18 protein-coding genes are annotated in these 21366 nt (G+C 65.8%); 8 read left to right on the top strand and 10 right to left on the bottom strand.

Going from position 1 to position 21366, the window contains the following annotated elements; genetic code table 11:
- Window positions 1-182: 182 nt before the first annotated feature.
- Window positions 183-1415: a serine/threonine transporter SstT gene (sstT, locus tag L1O02_RS10670; RefSeq protein ID WP_108546352.1), complete on the top strand. Its 1233-nt coding sequence runs from the start codon at window positions 183-185 to the stop codon at window positions 1413-1415.
- Window positions 1416-1479: 64 nt separating this feature from the next.
- Here sstT and L1O02_RS10665 read toward each other — a convergent pair whose 3' ends face one another.
- Complete coding sequence (locus L1O02_RS10665) at window positions 1480-1989, bottom strand: DUF1993 domain-containing protein (RefSeq protein WP_060840200.1); 510 nt, start codon at window positions 1987-1989, stop codon at window positions 1480-1482.
- A 71-nt stretch (window positions 1990-2060) separates the two neighbouring features.
- Window positions 2061-3089, bottom strand: a complete 1029-nt coding sequence (locus tag L1O02_RS10660; protein ID WP_235759842.1) for an AraC family transcriptional regulator — start codon at window positions 3087-3089, stop codon at window positions 2061-2063.
- Between the two features lie 175 nt (window positions 3090-3264).
- Here L1O02_RS10660 and L1O02_RS10655 point away from each other — a divergent pair, with 175 nt between their 5' ends.
- Complete coding sequence (locus tag L1O02_RS10655; RefSeq protein WP_235759841.1) at window positions 3265-5778, top strand: alpha/beta hydrolase fold domain-containing protein; 2514 nt, start codon at window positions 3265-3267, stop codon at window positions 5776-5778.
- A gap of 219 nt (window positions 5779-5997) precedes the next feature.
- On the top strand, window positions 5998-6648 hold the full coding sequence (locus L1O02_RS10650) for a DUF480 domain-containing protein (protein ID WP_060840203.1): 651 nt from the start codon (window positions 5998-6000) through the stop codon (window positions 6646-6648).
- Window positions 6649-6766: 118 nt separating this feature from the next.
- Here the strand turns inward: L1O02_RS10650 and L1O02_RS10645 are convergent, their stop codons facing one another.
- Entirely contained in the window at window positions 6767-7585 is an 819-nt protein-coding gene (locus L1O02_RS10645; RefSeq protein ID WP_060840204.1) for a shikimate 5-dehydrogenase, read from the bottom strand.
- Window positions 7586-7839: 254 nt separating this feature from the next.
- Here L1O02_RS10645 and L1O02_RS10640 point away from each other — a divergent pair, with 254 nt between their 5' ends.
- Both L1O02_RS10640 and L1O02_RS10635 read left to right on the top strand, forming a co-directional pair.
- Window positions 7840-8199, top strand: a complete 360-nt coding sequence (locus tag L1O02_RS10640) for a hypothetical protein (RefSeq protein WP_060840205.1) — start codon at window positions 7840-7842, stop codon at window positions 8197-8199.
- Between the two features lie 276 nt (window positions 8200-8475).
- Complete coding sequence (locus L1O02_RS10635) at window positions 8476-8670, top strand: hypothetical protein (RefSeq protein WP_016965586.1); 195 nt, start codon at window positions 8476-8478, stop codon at window positions 8668-8670.
- A gap of 78 nt (window positions 8671-8748) precedes the next feature.
- Here the strand turns inward: L1O02_RS10635 and L1O02_RS10630 are convergent, their stop codons facing one another.
- Window positions 8749-9810 carry an AI-2E family transporter gene (locus L1O02_RS10630; RefSeq protein WP_235759840.1) on the bottom strand — a complete coding sequence of 354 codons (1062 nt, stop codon included), beginning with the start codon at window positions 9808-9810 and terminating at the stop codon, window positions 8749-8751.
- A gap of 160 nt (window positions 9811-9970) precedes the next feature.
- Between L1O02_RS10630 and yegQ the strand changes: the two genes are divergently transcribed.
- Complete coding sequence (yegQ, locus tag L1O02_RS10625) at window positions 9971-11296, top strand: tRNA 5-hydroxyuridine modification protein YegQ (RefSeq protein ID WP_060840207.1); 1326 nt, start codon at window positions 9971-9973, stop codon at window positions 11294-11296.
- A gap of 135 nt (window positions 11297-11431) precedes the next feature.
- On the opposite strand, the gene L1O02_RS10620 is transcribed toward yegQ, so the two are convergent.
- Both L1O02_RS10620 and L1O02_RS10615 read right to left on the bottom strand, forming a co-directional pair.
- Entirely contained in the window at window positions 11432-13111 is a 1680-nt protein-coding gene (locus L1O02_RS10620; RefSeq protein WP_060840208.1) for a methyl-accepting chemotaxis protein, read from the bottom strand.
- A gap of 169 nt (window positions 13112-13280) precedes the next feature.
- A complete protein-coding gene (locus tag L1O02_RS10615) occupies window positions 13281-14597 on the bottom strand; it encodes a Na+/H+ antiporter family protein (protein ID WP_162492857.1) in 1317 nt (438 codons plus the stop codon).
- Between the two features lie 600 nt (window positions 14598-15197).
- On the opposite strand from L1O02_RS10615, the gene L1O02_RS10610 reads away from it, so the two are divergent.
- The gene (locus L1O02_RS10610; RefSeq protein ID WP_060840210.1) at window positions 15198-17345 is read left to right on the top strand and encodes a methyl-accepting chemotaxis protein; all 2148 of its coding nucleotides are present in this window, start codon (window positions 15198-15200) and stop codon (window positions 17343-17345) included.
- Window positions 17346-17495: 150 nt separating this feature from the next.
- Here L1O02_RS10610 and L1O02_RS10605 read toward each other — a convergent pair whose 3' ends face one another.
- From L1O02_RS10605 to L1O02_RS10590, 4 genes are read right to left on the bottom strand one after another with little or no spacing between them, the layout of a single operon-like run.
- A complete protein-coding gene (locus tag L1O02_RS10605; RefSeq protein WP_060840211.1) occupies window positions 17496-18809 on the bottom strand; it encodes a sensor histidine kinase in 1314 nt (437 codons plus the stop codon).
- Window positions 18806-19474 (bottom strand): response regulator transcription factor, encoded by a 669-nt coding sequence (locus tag L1O02_RS10600; protein ID WP_060840212.1) that lies wholly within the window; start codon window positions 19472-19474, stop codon window positions 18806-18808. The genes L1O02_RS10605 and L1O02_RS10600 overlap by 4 nt, the downstream gene beginning before the upstream one ends.
- On the bottom strand, window positions 19474-19788 hold the full coding sequence (locus L1O02_RS10595; protein WP_060844145.1) for a PepSY domain-containing protein: 315 nt from the start codon (window positions 19786-19788) through the stop codon (window positions 19474-19476). Before L1O02_RS10595 ends, L1O02_RS10600 begins: the two co-directional genes overlap by 1 nt.
- Window positions 19788-20096 carry a PepSY domain-containing protein gene (locus L1O02_RS10590; protein ID WP_060840214.1) on the bottom strand — a complete coding sequence of 103 codons (309 nt, stop codon included), beginning with the start codon at window positions 20094-20096 and terminating at the stop codon, window positions 19788-19790. Before L1O02_RS10590 ends, L1O02_RS10595 begins: the two co-directional genes overlap by 1 nt.
- A 162-nt stretch (window positions 20097-20258) precedes the next feature.
- Between L1O02_RS10590 and L1O02_RS10585 the strand changes: the two genes are divergently transcribed.
- Entirely contained in the window at window positions 20259-21338 is a 1080-nt protein-coding gene (locus L1O02_RS10585) for a patatin-like phospholipase family protein (RefSeq protein ID WP_060844146.1), read from the top strand.
- Window positions 21339-21366: the final 28 nt, after the last annotated feature.

Raw genomic sequence — 21366 nt, 5'->3', positions numbered from 1 at the left:
GTCACATCGACGCAGGAAGCCCGAGCGCCTGTGATAAAGTCCGCCCCCTGCCAAAAACAGTGGTTGTCGTACTGGCTTGCCCGTCAGGCCACCCGATCGCCCGTTGCCCTTTGCCACCGCATCCCTGGATGCCGGCTCAGCCCCGGCATGCACTGCACATTAAAAAAAATAGAGATACCGCTATGAGCGCTGCACCTCCTTCCTTCCTGCACACCCTCAAACGCCTGAGCCTGGTGACCCAGATCGTCATCGGCCTGATTGCCGGGATCGCCCTGGCCCTGCTGGCCCCCGAAGTGGCGAAGTCCACCACCTTCATCGGCAAGGTCTTCGTCTCGGCGCTCAAGGCCGTGGCGCCGATCCTGGTGTTCGTGCTGGTCATGGCCTCGATCGCCAACCACAAGCACGGCCAGGAAACCCATATCCGGCCGATCCTGGTGCTCTACCTGCTGGGCACCTTCGCCGCGGCGGTGGTCGCGGTGATCGCCAGCAGCCTGTTCCCCTCGTCCCTGGTCCTGGCCACCCACGACGTCGCCGTGAGTGCCCCCGGCGGTATCAGCGAAGTGCTGCAAAGCCTGCTGCTGAGCGTGGTGGACAACCCGGTCAGCGCCCTGATGAACGCCAACTTCATCGGCATCCTGGCCTGGGCCATCGGCATGGGCGTGGCCATCCGTCATGCCGGCGAGACCACCCGCGCCGTGCTCGATGACCTGTCCAACGGGGTCACCGTCATCGTGCGCGTGGTGATCCGCTTCGCGCCCCTGGGGATCTTCGGCCTGGTGGCCTCGACCCTGGCCACCTCCGGCTTCGACGCCCTGCTCGGCTACCTGCACCTGTTGGCGGTACTGATCGGCTGCATGCTGTTCGTAGCGCTGGTGATGAACCCGCTGATCGTGTTCTGGAAAATCCGCCGCAACCCCTTCCCGCTGGTGCTGACCTGCCTGCGCGAGAGCGGCATCACCGCCTTCTTCACCCGCAGCTCGGCGGCCAACATTCCGGTCAACCTGGAGCTGAGCAAGCGCCTGGGCCTGCATGAAGACACCTACTCGGTGTCCATCCCCCTGGGCGCCACCATCAACATGGCCGGCGCGGCGATCACCATCACCGTGCTGACCCTGGCCGCCGTGCACACCCTGGGCATTGCCGTGGATCTGCCGACCGCCGTGCTGCTCAGCGTGGTGGCGGCGATCTGCGCCTGCGGCGCTTCCGGCGTTGCCGGTGGCTCGCTGCTGCTGATTCCCCTGGCCTGCAGCCTGTTCGGCATCCCCAGCGAAATCGCCATGCAGGTGGTCGCCGTGGGCTTCATCATCGGCGTGCTGCAGGACTCGGCGGAAACCGCGCTGAACTCCTCCACCGACGTGCTCTTCACGGCCGCCGCGTGCATGGCCCAGGAAGACAAGGCGCAAGCCGCCGCCTGATCCAGCGCCCACTAAAAAGCCCGGCCAGGGTCAACCTGGCCGGGCTTTTTTATCACCTGGGGTTTTAGAACGCGCCCATATAGTCGCGCTTGCCCACTTCCACACCGTTGTGACGCAGGATCGCGTAGGTGGTGGTGACGTGGAAGAAGAACTGCGGCAGGCCGTAGGTCAGCAGGTAGGACTGGCCAGTGAAGCGCTTCTCTTTCGGGGTGCCCGGACGGGTGACGATCTCGATGCCTTCCTTGCCATCGATCTGCGCCGGCTGGATGCCGTCGATGAAGGCCAGCACCTTGGCGATCAGCGCCTGCAGGTCGGCGAAGGTGGTTTCGCTGTCGTCGTACTTGGGCAGCTCGACCTCGGCCAGGCGGGCCGACACGCCCTTGGCGAAGTCCACGGCGATCTGCACCTGACGCACCAGAGGGAACATGTCCGGGTACAGGCGGGCCTGAAGCAGGGCATTGGGCTCGATGTTCTTCGCCGTGGCGTGAGCTTCGGCCTTGTGCAGGACATCGCTCAGGGCATTGAGCATTTGCTTGAAGACGGGAACGGAAGCGGCATACAGGGAAATAGTCATGACAGTCTCGACACAGATGGCGGGAATACAACGAGCAGCGATTATAGCCACTGCGGCCCGGTGCGGGGCCTTTATCCCGGAGGCCCCCGGCGATAGGCGCTGGGGGCGACGCCGAACCAGCGCTTGAAGCTCTGGGAAAAACTCGACAGATCGCTGAAACCCAGCTCTTCCGCGATCCGGGTCAGGCTCAAGGAGCGATTGCCCAACAGCTCCAGGGCCCGGGCGCCGCGCTGCTCGGCCAGCAACTGGCGATAGCTGGTGCCCTCTTCCTGCAGGCGTCGTTTCAGGGTGCGCACACTGGTCCGACTCAGACGAGCCATGCCCGGCAGATCCGCGACCCTGCCGGCCGGCAGGGCCTCGAGGTGCTGGCGGACCAGGGCCGCCATGCCCTGATGAGCCTGTCGGCGCTCAAGCAACTGCCGGCACATCTGCTCGCACATCGCCACCGTCAGCGGGTTGGCCTGGGGCAAGGCGCGATCCAGGAAGCGCCGGTCGAACGCCAGGCTGTCGAGCGCCGCCCGGTACTCGGGCACCCGGCCCAGCACCCGCGGCGCATCACTGGCAGCGCGATCCGCGGGAGGCGCTGCGCGACGGGTCAGGCGGGCCAGACAAAAATCTTCACCGACGATCTCCTGCATCAAGACCGCGGCAGCGGCCATGTCCCGCTCCAGCAAAAACGCCGCCACCTGCGGATCGGCCACCGGCGGCGCACCGAACGTCAGCACGCCCAGATCCCGCTCCAGTCGGTAACCGATGGAAGCAAAGGCATAGGTCAACGGCAGAAAGCGCAGGGCCAGGTCCAGCGCATCCGCCGGCGTCGCGCTGCTGATCAGGCCGTAGCCGAACAGGCCGTAGGTGGAGAAGTGATAACGCGCCCCCACCTCATAGCCCAGCCCGGGAGGATGGCCCAGGAGCTGCAGCAGATTGCTCGCCAATCGCAGCTCCTGGGCCGCCAGCAGCACCGTATTGGGGTCCTGCAACACCTCCAGGGACACCGCGCAACCGGCCAGCAGGCGCGTCGGCGACAGGCCCCTTTCAAGCGCAAAATTCACCAGCAGCAAGGCGCTGGACGGTCCCCGGGTGAATGCTTGAACGTTCATGGCCTGACTCATGGGCGGCGGATTTGGCCCAAATACTAAAGCACTTGTCCCGTTGCAGCATGGGGTCCCCGGATGTTTGCCCCCATGCTTCACTCAACGGGGCCGCGCCACCGTCGGCAGAGCCCGGCCCCGGGTCGATCCATCCTGCGTCCACAACAATAACAACGAGGTCGTCATGCCCGAATCCACCGCCCCTGAAAACCTTCGCTCCAGCCCCTGCGCGCCCCTGGAAGCCCTGATCATCGGCAGCGGCTTCGGCGGCCTGGGCATGGCCATCGCCCTGCGCAAGGCCGGGGTCAGCCAGTTCATCCTGCTTGAGAAAGGCCAGGACGTCGGTGGCGTCTGGCGCGACAATACCTACCCTGGCGCTGCCTGCGACGTGCCTTCGCACCTGTATTCATTTTCCTTCGAGCCCAACCCGCGCTGGTCCCGGGTGTTCGCGCCCCAGGCCGAGATCCACGACTACCTGCAGCATTGCGCCCGCACCTACGACCTGCTGCGACACATTCACTTGGGCAGCGAAGTGCGCCACGCCCGATTCGATGAGACCGGCCAGTACTGGCAGGTCGTCTGCAACGATGGCCAGGAGCATTTCACCCGCCTGCTGATCAGCGCCGTCGGCCAGCTCAGCCGCCCCGCCCTGCCCAAACTGCCGGGCATGGACAACTTTCGCGGCAAGGTCTTCCACTCCGCCCACTGGGACCACGACTACCCCCTGGCCAACAAACGGGTGGCGGTGATCGGCACCGGCGCCTCGGCCATCCAGTTCGTGCCGCAGATTGCCGATCAGGTGGCAGCACTCAAGGTCTTCCAGCGCTCGCCGGCCTACATCCTGCCCAAGGTCGACCGGGCCTACAGCGAGCAAGAAAAACAGCGCCTGGCCCGCCAGCCCTGGCGGATGAAACTGCTGCGCGCGGCCCATTACCTGCATTTCGAATCCCGGGCCCTGGGCTTCACTCGCCTCAAGGGCCTGACCAAATGGGTGGTCGGCCAGCCCTTTCGCCAACTGCTGGAGGCTTCGGTGCCCGCCCCCGAGCTGCGCCGCCAGATGACCCCGGACTACCCCATCGGCTGCAAGCGCATCCTGCTGTCCAATGACTACCTCAAGACCTTTGCCCGCCCCCATGTGGAGCTGCTGACCCAGGGCATCGCACGCATCACCGAACACGGCATCGAGACCCTCGACGGCCAGCAGCATCCGGTGGACGCGATCATCTACGGCACCGGCTTCGCCGCCACCGAGTTCCTTGCGCCCATGCGCATCAGCGGCCGCAACGGCCTGGAACTGAACCAGGCCTGGCAAGCAGGCGCCAGCGCCTACCTGGGGCTCAGCGTCCCCGGCTTCCCCAACTTCTTCATGCTCTACGGACCCAACACCAACCTGGGTCACAACTCCATCATCCACATGCTGGAAAGCCAGATCAGCCACGTGCTCAAGGCTCGCCAGGCCCTGAAGGCCAGCGGCGCGCGGACCCTGGAAGTGCAGGAGGCCCCGCACCGGCGCCTGCAACAGCGAATCCAGCGGCGCCTGGCCGATTCGGTCTGGAGCGGATGCACCAGCTGGTACGTCGACGCCCGCGGCCACAACAGCACCAACTGGCCCGGATTCACCTGGACCTACAGGTGGTTGACCCGCTATGCCGGGCTTGCCGCCTATCGTTTCGCCAGCCCCCTGGAGCCGCACTCGGTAGCGGCCGACGGCCAGCGCGTGGCGTCACCGCGGGATTGGCTGGAACGGGGTCACGCGGCATTGTTGCGGCTGTTCCTGCGGGCCAGCTTCCGCGCCCTGATCGGCCCGCCCCGGGAGCTGGTGCGCCAACGCCAGATCGTCAACGCCCTGGCCTGGCTGATGCCCGGTTGCGCCGGGATCCGGCGCCGGCAGCACTGGCTGGGCAGCCTGCCGGTGCAGAAAGTCGACGCCGGTGCCACGCCCGACCAGGGCGTGATCCTCTACCTGCACGGCGGCGCCTTCTGCCTGGGCAGCCCGCGCAGCCACTTCAGTGTCACCAGCCGCCTGGCCCGGGACAGCGGCTGCAGCGTCTGGGTGCCCGACTACCGGCTGGCACCGGAGCACCCCTACCCCGCCGCGCTGGAGGACTGCCTGGCCTGTTACGACGCCATCCGCGCCCAGGGCTGCCCGGCCGAACGACTGCTGATTGCCGGCGACTCTGCCGGGGGCGCCCTGGTCCTGGCCCTGGCCCTGGCCTTGAAGCAGCGCGGCGAGACGATTGCCGCCGGGCTGATACTGCTGTCGCCGGTCACCGATCCGGATCTGCGCGGCGCCAGCCTGCAATCGCGCCAGGAGGCCGACCCGATGATTCGCCGCGACTGGCTGGAGCAAGCCCTCAAGGCCTACGCGGCGCCGGCGCCCAGCCATCGCCCCCTGGAGGCGGACCTGCGTGGCCTGCCGCCGATGCTGATCCAGGTGGGCGACCAGGAGCTGCTGCTGTCGGACTCGGTTCGCCTGGCCGAGCGCGCCCGGCAGGCCGGGGTGAGCTGCCGCCTGGAAATCCATGAGGATCGCTGGCACGTCTTCCAGTTGCAGGCGTTCTACCTGCGTTCCGCGAGAAACGCCCTGCTCGCCGCCGCCCGCTTCAGCCGCCAGTGCCTGGAAGCATCGGGCGAGCCCGCTGCCGCCACGGACTCGACGCCGGCGACACAGCCTGCCACAGATCCGCAACCGAGCTGAGCGGGCCGCCCTCGCCCGGATCACCAGGGCGGGGGCGCTGCGGCAAGCAGGGTGTTTGTCCGGGTCCGACCAAGTTCTGATGGCAAGATCCGGGTTCTGAAGGTAAAACAGAGCCCCTCCAAGGTGGCCCACCCGGCCACGGAAAAACCGCGGCGCCGATCCGGCGCCCTGTTGCGGTTTTTCACGACCCACCCATCAGTGACCAAGGGACCAGCACTTATGAGCAGCGAGCACGACACCCCCGGCGAAGAACTGCGCTTGAGCAGCAGCGACATCCGCATCCTGGGTTCGTTGATCGAAAAGCAGGCCACCAGCCCGGAAACCTACCCCCTGACCCTCAACGCCCTGGTACTGGCCTGCAATCAGAAAACCAGCCGCGAACCGGTGATGAACCTGACGCCAGGCCAGGTTGGCCAAAGCCTGCGCGCCCTCGAAGCCCGGGGCTTCACCCGGCTGGTCATGGGCAGCCGCGCCGATCGCTGGGAACAGCGCCTGGACAAGGCCCTGGAACTGGTGCCGGCGCAGTTGATCCTCTGCGGCCTGATGTTTCTGCGCGGTCCGCAAACCGTCAACGAGCTCCTGACCCGCAGCGGACGCATGCATGATTTCGAAGACAGCGAGCAAGTCCTGCACCAGCTCGAACGCCTGATCGCCCGGGGCCTGGCCCTGCACATTCCGCGTCAGGCCGGTCAGCGCGAAGACCGCTACACCCATGCCCTGGGCGACCCGGCGGACATCGAGGCGATTCTCGCCGCCCGGGGCAACCCAGTGGAACGCAGCACGAGCGGCGGCGTTTCAGTGGAACGCATCGAAGAACTGGAAGCGCGGATTGCCGCCCTGGAAGAGCGCCTGGCCCAGCTCGAGGGCTGATCCTGGTAGCCGCTGCCGCAGGCGCTGATCGCCCCCGAAGGAGGCGTCGCACCTAAGGCACGCCCAAGGCCCTGCGGGCCTTGTCGCAGCCTGCGGCAGCGGCTACAGCGTTGCGGTTTCAGGGCCGGGCGAAGGCCACGGCCTTCTGGAACTGCTCCTCGCTCGGGCGCACCCCGGTATACAGCACGAACTGCTCCAGGGCCTGGATGGCAATCACCTCCAGCCCGGTGATCACCTGCTTGCCCTCGGCCCGGGCCCGCAGGATCAGCGGCGTTTCCGGCGGCACCGCCACCACGTCGAACACCGTGTCCGCCGCCGCTATCGCCTCGGCGTCGAACGCCAGTTGCTGGGCTTCCTCGCCACCGCTCATGCCGATCGGGGTCACGTTGATCAGCATCTGCGGCCGCAGGCTGCCCAACTCGGCCTGCCACTCATAGCCCAGGGAATGGGCCAGCGCGCGCCCGGCCACTTCGTTGCGAGCGACGATCACCCCACGGGCGTAACCGCCATCGCGCAAGGCACTGGCCACGGCCTTGGCCATGCCGCCGCTGCCGCGCAGGGCGAAGGTCGACTCCCGGGGCACGGCGTGTTCGGCCAGCAGGCGGGCCACGGCGATGTAATCGGTGTTGTAAGCCTTCAGATGGCCATTGGTATTGACGATGGTGTTGATCGAGGCGATGGCCCGGGCCGAGGCATCCAGTTCATCCACCAGGGCGATGCAGTCTTCCTTGAACGGCATGGACACGCCGCAGCCGCGAATCCCCAGCGCGCGAATCCCCCGGACCGCGCCGGGCAGGTCCTGGCTGCTGAAGGCCTTGTAATAGAAGTTGAGCCCCAACTGCTCATACAGGTGATTGTGAAAGCGCAGGCCGAAATTCCCCGGACGCCCGGACAGCGACATGCACAACTGGGTGTCTTTGTTGGGGTTCATTTGCATGTTCATCTCCTAGCTGGGCACTTTCGGATAGACGGGATTGGTCAGCCAAGCCCTTGTGCCCGATCATATCGCCGCGGGTTCACAGGCCTCTTCAGCGCCCAGGGATGACGGTAAAGAGACCGGTACAGACCTTACACAATATTTACTCAGCGGCTGTGCAGATTTTGCAAAAACCGCTGTCTTAGAAGTATCCCCGCGTCAGTTCTTGAGTCTGGTGCAGACCATGAACGCGGAGGTTGAACCGAGGAACAACCATGATTTCCAAAATCCCCAAGATAGCCTTGCTCATTGGCGCACTCGCTGTCGCAGGCCAGGCGTCCGCCCACGGCGGTGGCTGGGCCGGACCCGCCGCATTGGGTGCTGTTGTCGGCGCAGCCGTAGTGGGTTCGGTGATCGCCAACCAGGATCGTCCGGTCTATGTGCAGCAGGCGCCGGTGTATGTCCAACCGCAGCCGGTGTACGCCGCGCCACCACCGCCGGTCTACTACCAGCCGGCACCGGTCTATGTGCAGCAGCCGGTCTACTACCGCCCGGCGCCGGTGTACTACGGCCCGCCCCGCGGCTACTACGGCCACCCTCATTACTACTACGGCCCGGGTCCCGGCCGCTGGTAACGCGCCACTGAAACAGCCACAGGCCCCGCCCATCCAGCGGGGCTTGTTGCATTTTGCCATCACCCAAATGTCTGAATAGTTCAGCATCATGTCGCGACTGGAACAGTATTTGCCTGAAAATCCGGCAATAGTGTGCCAATCCCGACGACGCCTCGAGCGACATGGGACTGTCACGCGTGTGTCATTCAGGGACTGCAAGATCGACCGGGTCCGCTCGCCCCACGCCTGTCATAGCAGCCCTGTCACAACAGGCCCATAACAACAAGGACGAAACCCATGCCCACGCAAAACCCGCACCGCGTCGAAGGCCTCTGCACCTCCAGCCGGGTGTACGACGCCCTGACCGAACTCAAGCATCTGGAAGGCCATCGCAGCGCCAAGTTCCTTTCGCTGCTGACCCAGAACCTGGTGCGCAAGGGCCTGCTCAACGAGCAGGAAGTGCTGCACATGCTCGATCAAGTGGTGGACTGAACCGCCCACGCCGGTAGCACCGGTAGCAATGCCCAGCAGCGCAATAGGTGATGTTTCGTAGCACCGGGCCGTCCAGCGCTAGGGCAACTGCACCCGCGGCCGGGTTTCGACGAACAGCGCCCAGCTGGACATGAACAATGCGGCGATCAACGGCCCGATGACAAAACCGTTGAGGCCGAAGATCGCCAGCCCGCCCAGGGTCGAGATCAGGATCAGGTAATCCGGCATCCGCGTATCCTTGCCCACCAGGATCGGGCGCAGCAGGTTGTCCACCAGACCGATCACCAGCACCCCGAACAGCACCAGCACCACCCCTTGCCAGATCGCGCCGCTGATCAGGAAATACGCCGCCACCGGCCCCCAGACAATCCCCGCCCCCACCGCCGGCAACAGCGACAGAAAGGCCATCAGCACCGCCCAGAGCAAGGCGCTGGGAATGTCGAGGAACCAGAAGATCAGCCCGCCCAGGGCGCCCTGAGTCACCGCCACCAGCACATTGCCCTTGACCGTGGCCCGCACCACCCGATTGAACTTCAATTGCAGTCGGCGCTTCTGGTGCTCGGCCAGGGGCACGGCGCTGCGGATCTTGCGCACCAGCTCGGCGCCATCGCGCAGAAAGAAAAACAGCAGGTAGAGCATGATGAAAAAACTCACCACGAACTCGAAGGTGCCCTGGCCGAAGCTGAAGGCCTGGGTCGCCAGGTACTGACTGCCCTGCATCGCGCCCTTGACCGCCTTGTCCTGCAAGCCCTTGAGCTCGCCCAGGCCCAGGCGGTCCAGCACGTGCTGCAGGTACGGCGGCAGGCCGTGCTTGAACTGGGCCAGGTAGCCGGCGATATCCAACTGGCCGCTTTCGATCTTCTGGTACAGCTCGGCGCCTTCCTGAACCAGCAGCACGCCGGTGACGATCACCGGCAGGATGGCGATCAGCAGGCAGATCAACAGCGTGCACAGGGCCGTGAGATTGCGCGGCCAGCCGAACTTCAGTTGCAGGCGGCGCTGCAGGGGAGCGAAGACGATGCCGAGAATCACCGCCCAGAACAGCGCCCCGTAGAACGGCAGCAGAATCCAGATGAACGCCAGCGTCACCAGGGCCAGCAACAGCAGCAGGCTTTTGTTTTGCAGGTTGTTTTGATTCATGTCCGGTCCCGGTCGGTCAACGCTCGATTGCGGCGTCCTGAGGGTTAGTCCGCAAGCGCGTTGCCGAGTGCGTTTTTTTCTGCGCCAGACATAGACCCAGATCAATAAATGCCCCGGCGCGCTGGCTTACCCTCGCGACCTTTTGCGACCGACAAGCCCCATGACGCTCCTCGCCAAACCCGAACTCCTGGCCCCCGCCGGCACCCTGAAGAACATGCGCTACGCCTTCGCCTACGGCGCCGATGCGGTGTACGCCGGCCAGCCGCGCTACAGCCTGCGGGTGCGCAACAACGAATTCGACCACGCCAACCTGGCCCTCGGCATTCGCGAGGCCCAGGCCCAGGGCAAGCGTTTCTACGTGGTGGTCAACATCGCCCCGCACAATGCCAAGCTCAAGACCTTCCTCAAGGACCTGCAACCGGTCATCGACATGGCGCCGGATGCGCTGATCATGTCCGACCCGGGCCTGATCATGCTGGTGCGCCGGCACTTCCCGCACATGCCGATCCACCTCTCGGTGCAGGCCAACACGGTGAACTGGGCCAGCGTCGAGTTCTGGCAGCAACAGGGGCTGACCCGGATCATCCTGTCCCGGGAGCTGTCCCTGGAAGAGATCGAGGAGATCCGCCAGCAAGTACCGGCCATGGAGCTGGAAGTCTTCGTCCACGGCGCCCTGTGCATGGCCTACTCCGGGCGCTGCCTGCTGTCGGGCTACATGAACAAGCGCGACGCCAACCAGGGCACCTGCACCAACGCCTGCCGCTGGAAATACAAGGCCGAGCAAGCCACCGAAAACGACCTGGGGGAAATCGTCCAGACCTTCCAGCCGGAGCCGACCCTGGGCCTGGGCGCACCCACCGAGCAGGTGTTCCTGCTGCAGGAAGCCAACCGCCCGGACGAGCTGATGCCGGCCTTCGAGGACGAGCACGGCACCTACATCATGAACGCCAAGGACCTGCGGGCGGTGCAGCACGTCGAGCGCCTGACCCGCATGGGCGTGCACTCCCTGAAGATCGAAGGCCGGACCAAGTCGCACTTCTACTGCGCGCGCACCACCCAGGTGTACCGCCGGGCCATCGACGACGCCGTGGCCGGGCGCGAGTTCGACCGCAGCCTGATGAACGACCTGGAGTCCCTGGCCCAGCGCGGCTACACCGAAGGCTTCCTGCGCCGCCATGTGCACGACGAGTACCAGAACTACCAGAACGGCAGTTCGGTGTCGGAGCGCCAGCAGTTCGTCGGCGAACTCACCGGCGAGCGCCGCGACCGCCTGGCCGAAGTCAAGGTCAAGAACCGATTCACGGTGGGCGATCACATGGAACTGATGACCCCCAAGGGCAACTTCCACTTCGACCTGCACCAACTGCAGAACGCCAAGGGCGAAGCCATCGAAGTCGCCCCGGGCGATGGCCACACGGTGTACCTGCCGATCCCGGATCAAGTGGACCTGCAGTTCGCCCTGCTGATGCGCGACATCAGCGCCTGACACGGCGCAATGACCACCTGTCGTAGCCACGGCTGCGCCTGAGTTCGCAGCGGTCGCGCCGCTTGGCCCGCCAAGCCAGGCCCTTGGGGCCTTTTCCGGGCCTTGCGGGCTCGCTAGCGGCTACGGCAGGCTCCCTCAGATCCGGAACTGCCCCACCAACCGACCCAGGCGCTGGCCCAGGTCCGCCAGGCTGCGGGAGGTCTGGGCCCCGCGTTGGGTTTCATCGGCCACGCTGTCCACCGCCACGGCGATCTGGTGCACGCTGCGGTTGATCTCCTCGGCCACCGCGGTCTGCTCCTCGGCGGCGCTGGCAATCTGCGCGTTCATCGAATTGATGGTGCCAATCAGCTGGGCCATGGTGTCCAGCGAAGCCCCGGCCTCGTTGGCCTTGACCGAGGTGCCGTCGCCGGCGTCGCTGGAGCGGCGCATGGCGTCCACCGCCACCCGGGTGCCCTGCTGCAGACGGTCGATCATGCCCTGGATTTCCTGGGTGCTCTGCTGGGTACGGCTGGCCAGGGCCCGGACTTCGTCGGCGACCACGGCAAAACCGCGCCCGGCCTCCCCGGCCCGGGCCGCTTCGATGGCGGCGTTGAGCGCCAGCAGGTTGGTCTGTTCGGCAATCGAGCGGATCACGTCCAGCACGCTGACAATCGACGACACGTCCTGCTGCAGGCTGTCCAGGGAGGTGCCGCTGTTGCGGATATCGCTGACCAGGGAGTGGATCTGCTGGATGCTGCCGTCCACCACGCGCTTGGCCGCCTGGCCTTCTTCATCGGTCTGCTGCGCCGCCACCGCCGCGCCCTGGGCGCTGCGCGCCACTTCCTGGGCCGCAGAAGACATTTCATTGATCGCCGTGGCCACCTGATCGGTCTCGTGGCGCTGGCGCTCCATGGCCTGCTCGGAGCGGTGCGCCTGGTCCGACACCTGGGTCACCAGCTCGGTGAGCTGTCCGGTCATTTCGGTGATCTGCCGCACCAGGCCGTGGATCTTGTCGACAAAGCGGTTGAACGAACCGGCCAGCTCGCCCAACTCGTCCTGGCTGGTGATCGCCAGGCGGCGGGTCAGGTCGCCTTCGCCGGCGGCGATGTCATCCAGGTTGGCCTTCATCAGGTTCAGCGGCCGCAGCATGGTGTTGGCCACCAGCAGCCCCAGGGCCGCGATCACCAGCAGCACCACCGCGGCAATCCCGAGAATGCTCAGGACCATGCCTTCCATGCGCTGGTTGACGCTGCTCTCCACCGCTGCCACCTGGGCGTCGATGCCGTCGAGGTTGACCGAGGTGCCCAGCACCATGTCCCACTTGGGCAGGTACTCGGTGTAGCCCAGCTTGGGCACCAGCACATCGCTGCCCGGCTGGGTCGAGCTGTATTGCACGTAGTGACTGCCGTCCTTGCCCACGCGTACCAATTCGCGGTTGACGTAGACCCCATTGGGGTCGCGGTTGTCCTTGAAGCTCTTGCCCACACCGTCCGCGCTATTGCCCTTGAACAGGCGCACGGTCTCGGAGTCGTAGCCGAAGAAGTAGCCGTCCTTGCCGTAACTGATGTTCGACAGCAGCTTGACCACCTCGGCCCGAGCCGCCTGATCCCCGGGGGCTGCCGCGTCGTACAGCGGCTTGACCGTGTTCAGGGCCACTTCGACATAGCTCTGCAGCGTGGCCTTGGCCTCGCCCAGCAGGCGCTGACGGGTTTCCTCGACTTCTTTCTGGGCCTGCTGACGCAGCATGAATACCGTGCTCAGGCTGATCACCAGCGCAAACAACAGTACCGGGAGGACTGCCAGGGACAGGACTTTGGCCTTCAGGCTCAAGCGCATAGGGGGGCTCACTCTGGTTTTTTATTGGCGTGATAACCGCGTTAGCGGCACGCCCGTCCAAAAGTTGAGCCTGAACCCGCAGGCGCCGGCCTGTCGGCGAAGAGGCCCTTGAGCCCTGCACCGACCTTGCCGACGCCCACACCGCCCCGTTCCCGGGAGAGGCAGGTGGTCAGAGAACCATGGCGGCCACCCAGCCGAAGGCCAGCAACGGCAGGTTGTAGTGCAGGAAGGTCGGGACCACGGTGTCCCAGATATGGTGGTGCTGGCCATCGATGTTCAGGCCCGAGGTCGGCCCCAGGGTCGAGTCCGAGGCCGGCGAGCCCGCATCCCCCAGCGCCCCGGCAGTGCCCACGATGCAGACGATCGCCAGCGGGCTGAAGCCCAGCTGCACGCACAGCGGCACGAAGATCGCCGCGAGGATCGGCACCGTGGAAAACGACGAGCCGATGCCCATGGTCACCAGCAGCCCCACCAGCAGCATCAGCAAGGCACCCACGCCCTTGCTGTGGCCGATCCACGCCGCCGAGGCCTGGACCAGGGAATTGACCTCGCCGGTGGCCTTCATCACTTCGGCAAAGCCCGAGGCGGCGATCATGATGAAGCCGATCATGGCCATCATCTTCATGCCTTCGGTGAACAGCTCGTCAGTCTCGCGCCAGCGCACGATGCCCGACGCCGAGAAAATCAGAAACCCGCACAAAGCACCGATAATCATCGAGTCCAGCAGCAACTGGATCACGAAGGCAGCGACAATCGCCAGGCCCGCCACCAGCAGGGTCCGCGGGTTGTACTGCACCGCCACCTGCTCGACCTTCTCGATCCGGTCCAGGTCATACACGCGCTTCTTGCGGTAGCTGACAAAGGCCAGCAGCAAGCCACAGAGCATGCCCAGGGCCGGAATGCCCATGGCGTGAGTGACATTCACCTGACTGATGTCCACCCCGCTGCGGGCCACGTTGGCCAGGAGGATCTCGTTGAGGAAGATGTTGCCGAAGCCCACCGGCAGGAACATGTAGGGGGTGATCAGGCCGAAGGTGATGACGCAGGCGATCAGCCGCCGGTCCAGTTGCAGCTTGGTCAGCACATACAGCAGCGGCGGCACCAGCAGCGGAATGAAGGCAATGTGGATCGGCAGGATGTTCTGCGAGGCAATCGCCACCACCCACAGCAGGCCGATCAGCAGCCATTTGACCTGGCCGCCGCCCTGGGCATCCTGGCGATCCACCAGCACCAGGATCTTGTCCGCCAGGGCGTGGGCCAGGCCGGACTTGGCAATGGCCACGGCGAACGCGCCGAGCAAGGCGTAGGACAAGGCCACGGTGGCACCGCCGCCCAGGCCGCTGTTGAACGCCTTGAGCGTGGCCTCGATACCCAGGCCGCCGGTCAGGCCGCCCACCAGCGCGCCAACGATCAGGGCGATCACTACGTGCACGCGGGACAGGCTGAGCACCAACATCACGCCAACCGCGGCAATTACTGCGTTAATCATCGTTACCTCATTACTGCACCAGCAAAAATGGCGCAAAAGCCTGTGACCGACCGGAAGGCAGCGGGCTGCCGACATCGAAATGAAAGAGGTTCAAGGGTCTGTTGCCATTTGGTGACGAGCCGCGTTGCTGGGCCAAACGGAGCGAGGCAAGGCGCGGGATGCCGCTAATGGTGCTCCCTTGGCAAATCCCGCAACGCAGCCTCGCGCCGTTTGGCACGCAACCCGAAGGGACGGGGCCCACTTGGCACAGGGCTGTGTTGCTCGGAGCTTATTTGGAACAACCAAACCGCGCTCCTCGCGCCTTGCCCTGTGCCAAGTGGGCTGCCGTCGCGGCCTGTCACCCAATGGCAACAGACCCTAAGGGGCGCGCACTTTGCAGCAGCAGGCCCGGCTTGTCAAAACCCGGCTCCTGTCGAGCCCCATGCCAGCGAAGCCCCCAAGCCCCACACCCTCCCCGTGGCGAGGGAGCTTGCTCGCGCTGGGCGGCGCAGCAGCCCCAGAGCTTTGCGGCTAATTTCGAACAAGCGTTTAAAGAACGCCGTTCGTCGGCCGTTACAGTGCGATGTCTCAGATATTTATCGAATAAAGGACGTCTCCATGTCGCTCAGACAACTTTCCATCCAATGGAAGATCACCCTGCTGGCCGGACTCTGCCTGTTGGGCATCGTCTCGCTGTTGGTGGGGCTTTCGCTGTATCGCATGGAGCACAGCTCCGAGCTGGTAAAGACCTCGAGCATGGAGATGCTCAACGAAGCCGCCCAGGCGCGGATCGAGGCCCAGGGTGAAGTCCAGGCGCTGGGCATTCGCCAGCAGTTCATGGACGCCTACCAGTACGGCCACGGCTTCTCGCGCCAGGTGCTGTTCCTGCGTGAACAGGCCGAGAAGCGCTTTCTCGACGCCTTCGACCTGCGCGAGGACCTGACCCGCCAGGTCAAGTCGGCGCTGCAGGCCAACCCCGACCTGCTGGGCCTGTCCCTGGTGTTCGAAGCCAACGCCCTGGATGGCAAGGACGAATTGTTCAGCGGCCAGAGCGAACTGGGCAGCAACGAAAAGGGCCGCTTCGCCCTGTACTGGTCCCAGCCCACCCCGGGCAAGCTGACCGCCATGTCGCTGCCGGAAAGCGACATGAGCGACACCCGCACCGGCCCCAGCGGCCAGCCGGCCAATGCCTGGTTCACCTGCCCGCGCAGCACCCTCAAGCCCTGCGTGATCGAACCCTACTTCTATGACATCGACGGCCAGAAGGTGCTGATGACCAGCATCGTCTTCCCGCTGCTGGTCAACGGCAAAGTCATCGCCTCGCTGTCGGTGGACATCAACCTCAACAGCCTGCAGGCCATCAGCCGCAACGCCAGCCAGAAGCTCTACGCCGGCCAGACCAGCGTCAGCATCCTCAGCCCGGTGGGCCTGCTGGCCGGCTACAGCCCGGACGCCAGCAAACTCAGCCAGCGCCTGGACAGCGTCGACAGCCTCAACGGCGCCGAGCTGATCCGCCAGCTGGCCGGCAGCACCCAGACCCACAGCCTGCACAGCAACCATGAACTCAAGGTGCTCGCCCCCTTCACCCCGATCCCCGGCGGCAAGCCCTGGGGCGTGCTGCTGGACGTACCGGAAAAGGTCCTGGTGGGCCCGGCCGAAACCCTGAAAAGCCAGCTCGATGCCGACAACCGCAGCGGCACCCTGATGGAGCTGGGCCTGGGCCTGCTGGCCGCCGTGGTCGGCCTGCTGCTGGTGTGGCTGATGGCCCGCAGCGTGACCCGGCCGATCCTCGGCGTGGCCCACATGCTCGAAGACATCGCCAGCGGTGAAGGCGACCTGACCCGGCGCCTGGCTTACGACAAGCAGGACGAGCTGGGCCAGCTGGCCGGCTGGTTCAACCGTTTCCTCGACAAGCTGCAGCCGATCATTGCCGAAGTGAAACGCTCGGTGCAGGACGCCCGCGGCACCGCCGACCAGTCATCGGCCATTGCCACCCAGACCAGCGCCGGCATGGAGCAGCAGTATCGCCAGGTGGACCAGGTGGCCACCGCGTCCCACGAAATGAGCGCCACCGCCCAGGACGTCGCCCGCAGCGCGGCCCAGGCGGCCCAGGCGGCGCGGGATGCCGACCAGGCCACGCAACAGGGCCTGACCGTGATCGACCGCACCACCCGCAGCATCGACCAACTGGCCGCCGACATGAGCGCCGCCATGACCCAGGTCGAAGGCCTGGCCGCCAACAGCGAACAGATCGGCACGGTACTGGAAGTGATCCGCTCGATTGCCGAGCAGACCAACCTGCTGGCCCTCAACGCTGCCATCGAAGCGGCCCGCGCCGGAGAGGCCGGACGCGGTTTTGCGGTGGTCGCCGACGAAGTGCGCAACCTGGCCCAGCGCACCCAGGAGTCGGTGGAGGAAACCCGCCAAGTGATCGAGCAACTGCAAACCGGCACCCGGGACGTGGTGGGGTCGATGAACAACAGCCATCGCCAGGCCCAGGGCAGCGTCGAGCAAGTCGGTCAGGCGGTCACCGCCCTGCGCCAGATCGGCGATGCGGTGACGGTGATCAGCGACATGAACCTGCAGATCGCCAGCGCCGCCGAACAGCAGAGCGCAGTGGCCGAAGAGATCAACAGCAACGTGGCGACCATTCGCGATGTCACCGAGTCGCTGTCGGAACAGGCCAATGAGTCGGCGCGGGTCAGCCAGTCGCTCAACAGCCTGGCCAACCAGCAACAGAGCCTGATGGACCAGTTCCGCGTCTGACCCTGTGCAAAGGCCCTTCGGGCCTTGTCGCAGCCTCGCCAGGGCTCGGCAGCGGCTACACCGGCACCAAACCGAATGCTGTAGCCGCTGCCGCAGGCTGCGAACGGCACGCAGGGCCGCCAAGGTTCGTAGGTCGAGCGCCCGCCGAGTTCAGCGCTTGGGCAGCTCGACCTCCACCCGCAAGCCGCCCCACTCGCTGTCCCCCAGGTTCAGGCGGCCGCCGCAGGCGTCGACGATGTCGCGCACAATGCCCAGGCCCAGCCCATGGCCATCGGTCTGTTCATCCAGGCGGGCACCACGACTGAACACCTCCGCCCGCCGTGCTTCGGGAATGCCCGGGCCGTCGTCCTCCACCCGCAGGCAAAAGTCCTGCGACCGCTCCTCGACGCTCAGGCGCACCTGGGCATCGGCCCATTTGCAGGCGTTGTCCAGCAGATTGCCCAACAGCTCCAGCAGGTCTTCCCGGTCCCAGGGCAGGCGCAGCCCCGGTGGCGCCTGGTAACTCAAGTCCAGGTGCTCGCCATGGATCATGTTCAAGGTCGCCAGCAAGCCCGGCAGTTCGGCATCGCATTCGAACAGCACCCCGGGCAAGGCATCCCCCGCCAGCCGCGCGCGGTTGAGTTCACGATTGAGGCGCTGCTGCACTTGCTGCAATTGCTCCAGCAGCACCTTGCGCAGCTCAGGGTGGCCATCGAGCTTGGGCCCCGACGCCAGGCTCAGGAGCACTGCCAGCGGTGTTTTCAGGGCGTGGCCAAGGTTGCCCAGGGCATTGCGCGAGCGGTTCAGGCTGTCTTCGGTGTGGGCCAGCAAATGGTTGATCTGCGCCACCAAAGGCTCCAGCTCCAGCGGCACCCGGGCATCGAGCTGCGAACGCTGGCCCTGCTGCAACTGGGCGATCTGCTCGCGGGCGGTTTCCAGGGGACGCAGGGCCCGGCGCACGGTCATGCGCTGCAGCAACAGGATCAGCAGCAACCCCGCCAGCCCCAGGCCAAGACCGACCTGACGCATGCGCTGGAAGCTCTCGCGCACCGGGGTGTAGTCCTGGGCCACGCTGATGGAAATGGACTGGCCCAGACGCTTGTAGTCGCTGCGCAACACCAGCAGTTGCTGGCCCTCGGGCCCCAGTTGCAGGTCGCTTTGCAGGCCGGCGCGCGCAAGCTGCGGCAGTTCCTGGTCCCACAGGGAGCGGGAACGCCAGTGCACGTCGGCAAAATCGATACGAAAGTAATGCCCGGAAAAGGGCCGCTGATAAGCCGGCGACAGGCGCCGCTCGTCCAGCTGCAAGCCTTGCGGACCGCGCACCAGGGCCAGCAACAGGCTCTCGCTGTCTTCCCGCAGCCCGGCCTCCAGGTAACGCTGCAGGCCCACTTCAAACAGCCAGAGGCTGGTCTGGGCCAGTACCAGGCCGACCACCAGCATCACCGTGATCAGCCCCAGGCTCAGGCGCCGCTGGATCGACCTCACGAAGCCGTCCCGCCGAACAGGTAGCCCTGGCCGCGACGGGTTTCGATCACCTCGCGGCCGAGCTTGCGCCGCAGGTGGTTGACGTGGACTTCAAGCACATTGGAGTCGCGCTCGGTTTCACCGTCATACAGGTGTTCGGCCAGGTGGCTTTTGGACAGGATCTGCTGCGGGTGCAGCATGAAATAGCGCAGCAGGCGGAACTCGGCGGCGGTCAGCAGCACGTCCTGGCCATCGCGGACCACGCACTGGCGGCCTTCATCCAGTTGCAGCCCGGCGGCCTGCAGGGTCTGCTGATTGGCCTGGCCGTGGGAACGGCGCAGCAGGGCCTGGACCCGCAGGTGCAGCTCCTCGGGATGAAAGGGTTTGCTCAGGTAATCGTCGGCACCGGCCTTGAGCCCCTCGATGCGCTCGGCCCAGGAGCCACGGGCGGTGAGCACCAGCACCGGGGTCGCCAGCCCGTCCGCGCGCCACTGGCGCAATACCTCCAGGCCCGGCACCCCGGGCAGGCCGAGGTCGAGAATGATCAGGTCATAGGGTTCGCTGGCGCCCTGGTACAGCGCGTCGCGGCCATCGGCCAGCCAGTCCACGGCGTAGCCCTGCAGCTTCAGGCCTTCGAGCAGTTCATCGGCCAGGGATACATGATCTTCCACCACAAGCAGGCGCATCAGTCGTCTTCCTCATCTTTCAACAGGCGCCCGGTGGCGGCGTCCAGGTCCAGCTCGCGGACCACGCCGTCCACGGTCAAGAGCTCGACTTCATAAATGTACACATCGTGTTTTTCTTCAAGTTCAGCTTCCAGCAGCTTGGCCCCGGGGTAGCGGTCCAGGGCCTGCTTGAGCAACTGCTCCAGGGGCAGGATCACCCCCTGCTGGCGCAGGCGCAGGGCTTCGTCCTGGTCCAGGTCGCGGGCCATGGCCAGGGAGCAGAACAGCAGCGCCAGGGCGGCACAGCTGCCGGCGATGCGCAGAGTCCGGTTCATTAAGTGTCCTGATGATCCTTGAGTACCTGGCCGCTCACCGCGTCCAGTTCCAGGTCCCATTCCAGTCCCTGCGGGTCGCGCAGCTCAACCTGGTAGATGTACTTGCCGTACTCCTCCTCCAGCTCGGTTTCGCTGATGCTCGCCCCAGGATGCCGGGACAGGGCCGTGGCATTGAGTTTTTCAAAGGACACAATGGTACCAGCGTCGCGCAGCCGCAGGGCTTCGTCGGGGCCCAGGTCGCGGGCGTGGGCCAGGCTGGCGGTCAGGGCGATCAGGCTGGCGCTGAACAGCGCGGTCAGGGTTTTCATGGCAGTTCTCCAAGGTCGCAGGCCACAAGGCCGATGCCGCAAACGATACCCAAGGCAACTTAATTGAAACTGAATCGCCATCATGGGCCTGACAGAACTTTCACTCGGCCCCCGGCGCCCGGGTTCTCTATACTCGGCGGCTGATTCAAGAGTGAGCCCGGTATGACCGCCATCCATATCAAGTTTCCCGCCCTGACCCTCAAGGCTGGCCCCCGCGCCCTGGCCCGCATCCGCCGCCAGGGCCTGCACGCCGGTGAAGTCGGCACCTTGCCGGGCGCCGCCGGCGGCCCCAAGGCCCTGGGCATTCAGGGCCTGGACCTGGCGCTGTTCGGCGAATGGCTGCCCGCCGCGCCCCGCGAACGCTCGCTGATCGGTGCCTCGGTGGGTTCCTGGCGCTTCGCCAGCGCCTGCCTGCCGGACGCCGCCGAAGGCATCCGCCGCCTGGGCCAGCTGTACAACGCCCAGAGCTTCGCCAAGGGCGTGACCATGGCGCAGATCAGCCAGAGCTCGCAGCGCATGCTCGACGACCTGCTCGATGGCCGCGACGCCTCGATCCTCGACAACCCCCACTACCGGCTCAACATCATGGTGGTCAAAAGCCACGGCCTGCTCGCCGACGACCATCGCGGGCGCCTGGGCCTGGGCCTGTCCTCGGTGATCGCCGACAACCTGCGGGGCCGCGCGCGGTTGTCGCGGCACTTCGAACGCCTGGTGCTGCACGACCCGCGCCTGGCCCCGCCGCTGCAGGCACTGGAGGACTTTCCCTCGCGCTTCGTGCCCCTGGATCGCGGCAACCTGCGCCAGGCACTGCTGGCCTCCGGCTCGATCCCCATGGTCATGCAGGGCGTGCGCGAACTGCCCGGGGCCGGCACCGGCACCTTCCGCGACGGCGGCCTGCTGGACTACCACCTGGACCTGCCCTACAGCGGCAGCGACATCGTGCTCTACCCGCACTTCACCGATCGGGTGATCCCCGGCTGGTTCGACAAGACCCTGCCCTGGCGCCGGGCCAGCCCCGAACGCCTGCGCGACGTCCTGCTGCTGGCGCCGTCGAAGGAGTACCTGGCGCGCCTGCCCTACGGCAAGCTGCCGGACCGCAACGACTTCAAGCGCTTCATGGGCGACGACGCCGGCCGGCAAAAATACTGGCGCAGCGCCATGGACGAAAGCCGGCGCCTGGGCGACGAATTCCTCGAACTGGCGGCGCAGAACCGCCTGGGCGAACGCCTGCAAAGCCTCTAGAAACCCGCCGGCGTGGCGGACTGACCCT

The sequence above is a fragment of the Pseudomonas sp. BC42 genome (assembly GCF_021560055.1).
In the GTDB taxonomy this organism is placed as follows: Bacteria; Pseudomonadota; Gammaproteobacteria; order Pseudomonadales; family Pseudomonadaceae; genus Aquipseudomonas.
The sequence above is the reverse complement of the archived record's forward strand: the minus strand, read 5'-3'. Positions and strand labels throughout refer to the sequence as shown.